Genomic DNA, 7,546 nt, shown 5'->3' with positions numbered 1-7,546 from the left:
CTCTCAACGTCAGCCCTCACCTTTCCCCTTATGGGGGCTGAGAAGGGCTTCACTATGGAGGGGAGGGCTTCACCCCCGATCCATACTCCTCCCTCAAGCGGGAACCAGCCAAGAAAGGGGAACTCGTACTCCCTCACCGGGAGGGCGAGGGACTCGGCAAAGGTCCTTACCCTCTTTATAAGGAGGGTCTCCTCCTTGGAACCAGGTCTCCTACCCCCGAAGCCCGTGAGGTCCCAGAGGGAATCCTCCCCCTTCTGCTTGAAGAGTCCGTATATGCAACCGCAGTAGTCCTGCTGGTATATCTCCTTCTCTTTGGTCAGGCGAAACATCTCCTGGGTGCCTCCCCCCTTCCTGTAGTTGAGGGGTAGGAAGCTAACGCCGTACCTCTGGGATACCCTCTTGCCGCTCTCACTGAGCTGGTGAAAGCTCTTTTTAGGGCTCATCAGGAGTGTGGTTGTCATAGCCTCACAGCCGAGCTCTCTGGCAAGGCGGGCAGACCTTTCAAGCCTGAAATCAAAGCAGACAGAACACCTCTCACCCCTTTCGGGCTCCTCCTCAAGCCCCTTCACGCTCATGAGCCAGTTTTCAAGGTCGTATTCACCCTCTATGAGCTTTATGCCGAGCTGTCTGCAGGCTCTCTCAGTTTCCTGATACCTGAGCCTGTACTCTTCATAGGGATGTATGTTCGGATCGTAAAAAAAGCCTATCAGCTCCGAGTTTGGGTAGTCCTCCCTGAGTCTCTCAAGGAAGTAAAGGGCGTCTGGAGCACAGCAGATGTGGACGAGGACCCTCTTCATAAGAAGAGAGTTTAACTCTCACCCTTCTTGGCTGGTATGATATCTTCCAGCTTCATGACCTTCCGCTTGGGGACGCTCACTATAGCCTTTCTGAGGTCCTCACCTTCGTATATCTTGGAAAGCTCCTTCTGGATAAACTCAAAGAGCTGGTCCACCTGTTTTTGGAGCTCCTCCATCTGCTCCTTCATGTTGAGTATGATGTCAACCCCAGCCAGATTGACCCCGAGCTCCCTCGTGAGGAAGAGTATGAACTCAAGCCTTTCAAGGTCCTCGTCCGAGTAAAGCCTCGTGTTGCCCTCAGTCCTCGTTGGCTTCAGAAGACCCTCCCTTTCATAGAGCCTGAGGGTCTGGGGGTGTATGTCGTACATCCTCGCCACGACACCTATTGTGTAGTGCCTCTTCCTCTTCATTGCCATTACCTCTCCTTGATCCTCTCAGGTTTCGGAAGAACCTCCTCAAGCTCCTTGAGTATGGACTCAAGCTTCTTACCATCCTTGAAGACCTTGTCAACCACACCTATCTTTGGAACTACTATGTTAGCCCTAACGTAGAGGTCACCTCTGCCGCTTCCCCTGAGCCTCGGCATACCCTTACCGCTCACCTTTATCAGGTCACCGTGCTGGGTTCCCGGTGGTATCTTCACCTTTACCTTCTCACCGCTTATCGTAGGCACCTCTATTTCGGTTCCGAGCACAGCCTCGGGATAGGTCAGGTTGACGTCAACGTAGAGGTCGTCTCCCTTTCTCTGAAAAATCCTGTGGGGCTTCACCCTTACATGGATGTAGAGGTTGCCGGGCGGTCCTCCGAACCTTCCTGCGTGCCCCTTTCCTTCAACGACAAGCTTTGAGCCTGTATCAACTCCAGGAGGTATCCTCACCTTGATCTTTTCCTTCTTCCTGACAGTTCCCCTTCCGCCACATTCCTTGCAGGGCTCGTAAACAACTCCCTCACCCTGACAGGTGGGGCATGTGTGGGATATGGTCATGAAGAACTGCCTCTGAACCACCTGCCCCGTTCCACCGCAGGTGGGGCAGGTCCTCACCCCCTTGCTCTCATCGTAGCCCATTCCCTTGCAGGAGGGGCACTCAACCTCTCTCTCCACCTCAACCTCAACGGTCGTCCCTCTGTAGGCGTCCTCAATGGATATCTCAACGGTCCTGTAGATGTCCTCACCCCGGAGGGGTCTCTGCCTTCCCCTCCTCCTTCCCCTCGTTGCCCTCTCAAAGATTGAGCCAAAATCAAAGCCAAAGCCCTCCGAACCGAAGATGTCGTTGAGCAGCTCCTCCAAGCTTGGAAAGTCTTGAGTGAACACCTGTTCCTGAGCTCCCGCACCTTCAAAGGCGGCATGTCCGTACCTGTCGTAAAGCTTCCTCTTCTCTGGGTCTGAGAGAACCTGATAGGCTTCGTTTATCTCCTTGAACTTCTCCTGAGCCTCAGGGCTCTTGTTTATATCGGGGTGATACTTTCTCGCCAACCTCCTGAAAGCCTTCTTTATCTCCTCCTGGCTTGCGTTCCTCGGTACCCCAAGTATCTCGTAGTAATCCTTCTTCGTGGAAGGCATTATATACCTCCTATCAAACTTTCTCCTGTGGTATTAAGATAAAATTTGAGTTTATCTATGTCAAGTTTGTGTTCCCTCCGGGATTATGAGCCTTTCGGGTTTGAGTATGTTGCTGCTGACCCTACCCACGCCCACGAACGTATCGTCAATGTATATGGTAGCATAACCATCGGGAAGCTTCTCCTTTAGCAGGACTGGGTTTCCGTGGAGCACCTTCTTCCCAGAGAAGTAATCCAAACTCACCTTCGGCAGGAAGGAGAAAGCCTCCTCAAGGCTCATAACGTATCTCCATGGTTCCTCTGAACTCAGGAACTCCTCTAAGGGGACGGCATCCCTCAGTTGGAAGGGTCCGACGGACTCCCTCCGTAAGCTCTTTACAACAGCGCCAGTAGAGAGCTTCTCCCCGAGATCTTTTACAAGGCTCCTTACGTAGGTTCCCGAGGAGACCCTCATGTAGAGCTCAACCTCAGGCAGATCGCAGGAAAGGAGCTTTAGCTCGTAAACCTTCACCTTCACGGGCTTTAGCTTTGGTGTGTCCCCCTTTCGGGCGAGCCTGTATGCCCTCTTGCCCTCAACCCTCTTTGCTGAGAAGGGAGGGGGAACCTGCTGTATCTCACCTCTGAAGTCCCCGAGTGCCTCCTCAACCTCTTCGCAGGTTACCTTTACCTCGGAGCTGCCTAATATCTTCCCCTCAAGGTCGTAGGTGTCCGTCCTGATTCCGAGGAGGGCGACCACCCTGTAGCTCTTGTCCATGTTCAGGAAAAGCCAGGAAAATCTTGTTGCCCTCCCAACGAGCAGGACGAGAACCCCCGTGGCTATTGGGTCAAGGGTGCCCGTATGCCCGACCTTCGTTCTCAGCTTTCTTCTGACCTTCTCAACTACACGGGTTGAGGTGATACCGGAGGGTTTGTCTATGACGAGGACTCCGTCCTTTACCATCTCAGCTGAGGAAGTCCTTCAGGTGTCTCTTCATGGCGAGGCTTCTCAGTTTACTCAGAGCCCTCGTCTCCAACTGGCGGACCCTCTCCCTTGATACCCCCAGGATATCACCTATCTCCCTGAGGGTCTTTGGCTCGTTTCCCCTGAGCCCGAAACGAAGCTCAACCACCCTCCTCTCCTTCTCGGGGAGCTTGTCAAGGAGTCCGTATATCTCCTTTTCAAGAACCTCCTGAAGCACGCTCTCCTCAACTTCGGCGGTTCCGTGTTGGCTCAGAAAGTCAACGAAGAAGGTGTCCTCGTTTTCACCGACGGGGGCATCTAAGGAGAGGGGTATCCTGCAGACCTGAAGGTACTTCTCAACCTCCTCGGGTGAGACCCTGTAGCCCTCCTTCTTGAACTTCTCCTCAACCTCTTCGTCCGTTGGCTCCCTTCCGAGTTCCTTTGTCAGCTCCTTCCTTATCATGTCCTTTGATAGGAACTCAGCGACCTCCTCGGGAGTTGGCTCCCTTTCCAGCTCCTTGGCGAGCTCGGCGTATATGGTCCCTATCCTGCTTATGAGGTGGGACTGCTTGAGGGGGATTCTGACCGCTCCCGTCTGCTGGGAGAGAGCCTGCATTATAGCCTGCCTTATCCACCAGACCGCGTAGGATATGAACTTGACGCCCCTCTCTGGGTCAAACCTCTTGGCAGCCTCAAGGAGCCCGAGGTTTCCGGCGGCTATTAGCTCGGAGAAGGGGAGACCGTAGCCTATGTACTGCTTCGCCACACTCACAACGAACCTGAGGTTGGACTCAACCAGCTTCTTGAGGGCTTCCTCGTCCCCCTCCTTAGCTCGCCTCGCGAGCTCCTTCTCCTCCTCAGGAGTAAGGAGAGGTATCTTGGATATCCTCTTAAGATACTGATTTATGAGCTCCTGCTCTGTGTCAGACATAGCTTACCTCACCTCAGGTTGAGCACAAGATATATGTTGGAGCCGTTCCTGTAAACGAGAAGGAGTGCCTTGCTCTTGCCCATCTCCTTCAGCTTCTCTATCGTGCGGTAGAACTCCCGAACACTCCCCACCTTTTTATAGTTCACCCTCATTATAACATCTCCGGGTCTGAGTCCACTCCTGTAAGCCTCGCTCCCTGGCACGACTCCAACGACGAGAACTCCCTCAATACCGAGCCTTGCCTTCTCCTGAGGGGTTAGGTCCCTCAGGGAGAGTCCCAGGTCCTCCGATTCACCAGCCTTCTGGCTCTTCCTACCCTTCTCCGGAAGCTCTCCGACAACCACCTCTATCTCCCTCTTCTTGCCGTCCCTTATCACCGTAAGGCGAACCTTTGTTCCGGGCTTTGTCTTCATTATCGCAAGCTGAAGGTCCCTCACGCTGTCAAGCTTCTTCCCGTTCAGGGCGACTATTATGTCCCCGACCTTGAGCCCCGCCTTGTCCGCCGGACTGTTCTTTAGGACCTGGGCTATCAGTATGCCCTCCTTGACGCCTATAGCCTCCGCTATGTCCGGTGTTATCTCCTGTATCACAACACCAAGCCATCCCCTTATGACCCTGCCGTGCTCAAGTATCTGCTCCATAACCCACTTGGCGAGGTTTATCGGTATGGCAAAGCCAAGACCCTGCCCAGAGGCAACTATCGCTGTGTTTATACCTATTACCTCTCCGTGGATGTTGATGAGGGGTCCTCCCGAGTTCCCCGGGTTTATCGCCGCGTCCGTCTGTATGTAGCTCTCATACTGGGTTATCCCGATGCTCCTCTTGAGGGCGGAGACAACACCGACGGTAACGGTTCTCTCCAGCCCGTAGGGGTTTCCTATCGCTATGGCGAGCTGACCCACCCTGACCCTGTCTGAGTCTCCAAGCCTGGCTATCCTCTCATCCACGTTCTCTATACCCTTGGCGGACACCTCAAGGACAGCTATATCGGTCTTGGGGTCTGTCCCAACTATCTTCGCCCTCTTTTCGGTGTGCTTATCAAACCTGACGGTGACAGCCTTGGCATCCTCAACGACGTGGTTGTTGGTGAGTATGTAGAGCTTTCCTCCCTCATGCTTGACTATAACTCCCGAGCCCAAGGACCTCCTCTCCTGCTTGAAGGGCTCCATCGGTATCCTGAAAGGGAGGTCAAAGTCCTCAAAGGGATTGAACTCAACCTCCTGAACCGCAAAGATTGTAACGACCGAGGGCGAGACCTTGTCCACAACCTTGGTGAGCTCTCTCTGGAAGGACTCAAGGACGCCTCCGCCGTTTATATGGCTCTCCTCAACCGGCTGGGTTGCTCCTGTCTGGGCTTTGCATCCGACAAGCATTGAGAGGATAAGGAATGCGGTAAGGGCAAGCGCGTTCATCTTTAACCTCCTCATACTACCCTCACATACAAAAATAGCATACGGAAGGATGGTCCTTCTATAGAGTTTATCAGGTTGAGTATCTTTTCCCTCGTGAGAAGGCGCCTCCTCTTAGGATTGAGGGAGCTCCCCGTGTAGTGAAAGAACTGAACCAGATCCCAGCCCCTGAAGGGAACCTCAATCTCCCTCACGAAGTGGGAGACCTCGTATCCCTTGAACAGGGAAAGGACGAAATCCTCTTCGGGAAAGGGGAAGTTGAAGGCTTCAAGGCTTCCCTTCACTGGGATCGCTATCCCAACACCTTTTCTTGCAACCCTGAGAGCCTCGCAGGAGCTCTTCTCTACATCCGTCCAGTGAAGGGAGAAGTTGCTCAGGACATACTCAAAGCTCCTATCCCTGAAGGGGAGCTCTTCAGCATCTCCGACTATCCCTTCTCCGAACCTTTCCCTGTAGAGGTCTACCATCCCCTCGGAGAGGTCAAGACCGACGGGCTCACAGCCTGGCGGAAGGTAGGAGGAGACGAAGCCCGTCCCGCACCCAAGGTCCAGAACCCTGCCCGCGGGTTTCACAAACTCAACGAGGGTTCTCGCCGACTCCCTCTGGGGCAGAGCCCACCTATCGTAGGTCTGAGCTGACCTTGAGAAGCGTAGAGAGTAAGCTCCTTTCATCTTCAGCAGGGAAATGACCTCCGGGAAGAGTTATAAGTTTACTACCTTTTATCAGGCTGTGGAGCTTGAGGGCTTCAAGGGGAGGTACTATCCTGTCCTCTTCCCCCTGGAGGATAAAGGTCTCCTTTCTCAGGAGGGAAGCTCTGTCCCTGAGGTCCATCCCTATGTAATCCTCAAGCATTCTGAGGGCATCCGGTAGGGATAGCCTGTCCTCAAACCTGCGGGGATAAGCTATGTTCCTGAAGACCTCCACGCCCTCCATCTTTATCCTGAGCTTGAAGGCTCTGAGGTTCTTTCCCTCCCACGCACCTCCGAAGTAGGGGGAGGTCCCTATGAGGAAGAGCCTCCTTACCTTTCTCGGAAAGAGGGATGCTATGAGCAGGGCAATGGTACCACCGAGGGACCATCCGATGAGGTCGTGTCTGCCCGGGAGGGAGAGAGCTATATCCTGGGCTGTTTTCAGGAGGCTCTCGTACCTGCCCTCGTTTTTTCCGTGTCCCGGAAGCTCCACCTTTATGCCCGGAAGTTTGTCAAAGACCTTGGAGGAAAAAGCCCAGCCGTGGATGAAGACGGGATTCAGGAGGGGCATAGAAATATAATAGGTGAGATGCTTGTAGCTGAGAACCTAAGAAAGAGCTTCAAGGGTAGGGAGATTATAAAGGGTGTTAACCTGAAGATAGAGAGGGGGGAGGTTGTGGGACTCCTTGGTCCCAACGGTGCTGGAAAGACGACTCTCTTCAACTCCCTCGTGGGCTTCATAAAGGTTGATGGGGGCAGGATAGAGCTTGACGGAGAGGATATAACCCACCTTCCTCCCCACAGGAGGTCTAAGAAGGGGATAGCCTTCCTCCCCCAGGAACACACCCTCTTTGAGGACCTGACTGTCCTTGAGAACCTGCTGATATTCCTTGAGTTCTTTACCCAGAGCAGGGAAGAAGCCATCACTGTGGCGGAGACCCTACTTGAGGACTTCGGTCTTCTGAACCTGATGAACCAGAAAGCTTATACCCTGTCGGGCGGTCAGAAGAGGCGCCTTGAGATAGCCAGGAGCCTGATAACCAAGCCCAAGTACCTCTTTTTGGATGAGCCTTTTGCTGGACTTGACCCGATAATAGTGAGCGATATAAGGAGCATGGTAAGGAACCTAAAGCATCAGGACATAGGCATACTCGTGACAGACCACAACGTGAGGGAGACCATAAGCATGGTGGACAGGGTTTACATAATATCCGAGGGTA

At 53.6% G+C, this 7,546-nt stretch carries 9 protein-coding genes; 1 reads left to right on the top strand and 8 read right to left on the bottom strand.

Going from position 1 to position 7,546, the window contains the following annotated elements; translation table 11 throughout:
• The 8 genes from AC1HCM_RS05885 to AC1HCM_RS05850 all read right to left on the bottom strand — a co-directional run.
• On the bottom strand, positions 1-797 hold a 797-nt coding region (locus AC1HCM_RS05885; RefSeq protein WP_479460840.1), incomplete at its 3' end, for an epoxyqueuosine reductase QueH.
• 11 nt (positions 798-808) lie between these two features.
• Entirely contained in the window at positions 809-1,207 is a 399-nt protein-coding gene (locus AC1HCM_RS05880; protein WP_479460841.1) for a heat shock protein transcriptional repressor HspR, read from the bottom strand.
• A gap of 5 nt (positions 1,208-1,212) precedes the next feature.
• Entirely contained in the window at positions 1,213-2,358 is a 1,146-nt protein-coding gene (gene dnaJ, locus AC1HCM_RS05875) for a molecular chaperone DnaJ (protein ID WP_479460839.1), read from the bottom strand.
• Positions 2,359-2,418: 60 nt separating this feature from the next.
• The gene (gene truB / locus AC1HCM_RS05870; RefSeq protein WP_479460838.1) at positions 2,419-3,297 is read right to left on the bottom strand and encodes a tRNA pseudouridine(55) synthase TruB; all 879 of its coding nucleotides are present in this window, start codon (positions 3,295-3,297) and stop codon (positions 2,419-2,421) included.
• A gap of 1 nt (position 3,298) precedes the next feature.
• Positions 3,299-4,228: a sigma-70 family RNA polymerase sigma factor gene (locus AC1HCM_RS05865; protein WP_479460837.1), complete on the bottom strand. Its 930-nt coding sequence runs from the start codon at positions 4,226-4,228 to the stop codon at positions 3,299-3,301.
• Between the two features lie 8 nt (positions 4,229-4,236).
• Positions 4,237-5,640: a DegQ family serine endoprotease gene (locus AC1HCM_RS05860; RefSeq protein ID WP_479460836.1), complete on the bottom strand. Its 1,404-nt coding sequence runs from the start codon at positions 5,638-5,640 to the stop codon at positions 4,237-4,239.
• 11 nt (positions 5,641-5,651) lie between these two features.
• Positions 5,652-6,308: a class I SAM-dependent methyltransferase gene (locus AC1HCM_RS05855; protein WP_479460835.1), complete on the bottom strand. Its 657-nt coding sequence runs from the start codon at positions 6,306-6,308 to the stop codon at positions 5,652-5,654.
• Positions 6,256-6,897: an alpha/beta fold hydrolase gene (locus AC1HCM_RS05850; protein ID WP_479460834.1), complete on the bottom strand. Its 642-nt coding sequence runs from the start codon at positions 6,895-6,897 to the stop codon at positions 6,256-6,258. Before AC1HCM_RS05850 ends, AC1HCM_RS05855 begins: the two co-directional genes overlap by 53 nt.
• An 18-nt stretch (positions 6,898-6,915) precedes the next feature.
• On the opposite strand from AC1HCM_RS05850, the gene lptB reads away from it, so the two are divergent.
• Positions 6,916-7,546, top strand: a 631-nt coding sequence (lptB, locus tag AC1HCM_RS05845; RefSeq protein WP_479460833.1) for an LPS export ABC transporter ATP-binding protein, incomplete at its 3' end; no start/stop codon positions are given.

Source organism: Hydrogenivirga sp. (assembly GCF_056450045.1).
This window is presented reverse-complemented; position numbering and strand designations above follow the sequence as displayed.

Coding starts and splice junctions, on each gene's coding strand:
- AC1HCM_RS05880 (WP_479460841.1), bottom strand. CDS start 1,207: ATGAAGAGGAAGAGGCACTACACAATAGGTGTCGTGGCGAGGATGTAC.
- dnaJ (WP_479460839.1), bottom strand. CDS start 2,358: ATGCCTTCCACGAAGAAGGATTACTACGAGATACTTGGGGTACCGAGG.
- truB (WP_479460838.1), bottom strand. CDS start 3,297: ATGGTAAAGGACGGAGTCCTCGTCATAGACAAACCCTCCGGTATCACC.
- AC1HCM_RS05865 (WP_479460837.1), bottom strand. CDS start 4,228: ATGTCTGACACAGAGCAGGAGCTCATAAATCAGTATCTTAAGAGGATA.
- AC1HCM_RS05860 (WP_479460836.1), bottom strand. CDS start 5,640: ATGAACGCGCTTGCCCTTACCGCATTCCTTATCCTCTCAATGCTTGTC.
- AC1HCM_RS05855 (WP_479460835.1), bottom strand. CDS start 6,308: ATGAAAGGAGCTTACTCTCTACGCTTCTCAAGGTCAGCTCAGACCTAC.
- AC1HCM_RS05850 (WP_479460834.1), bottom strand. CDS start 6,897: ATGCCCCTCCTGAATCCCGTCTTCATCCACGGCTGGGCTTTTTCCTCC.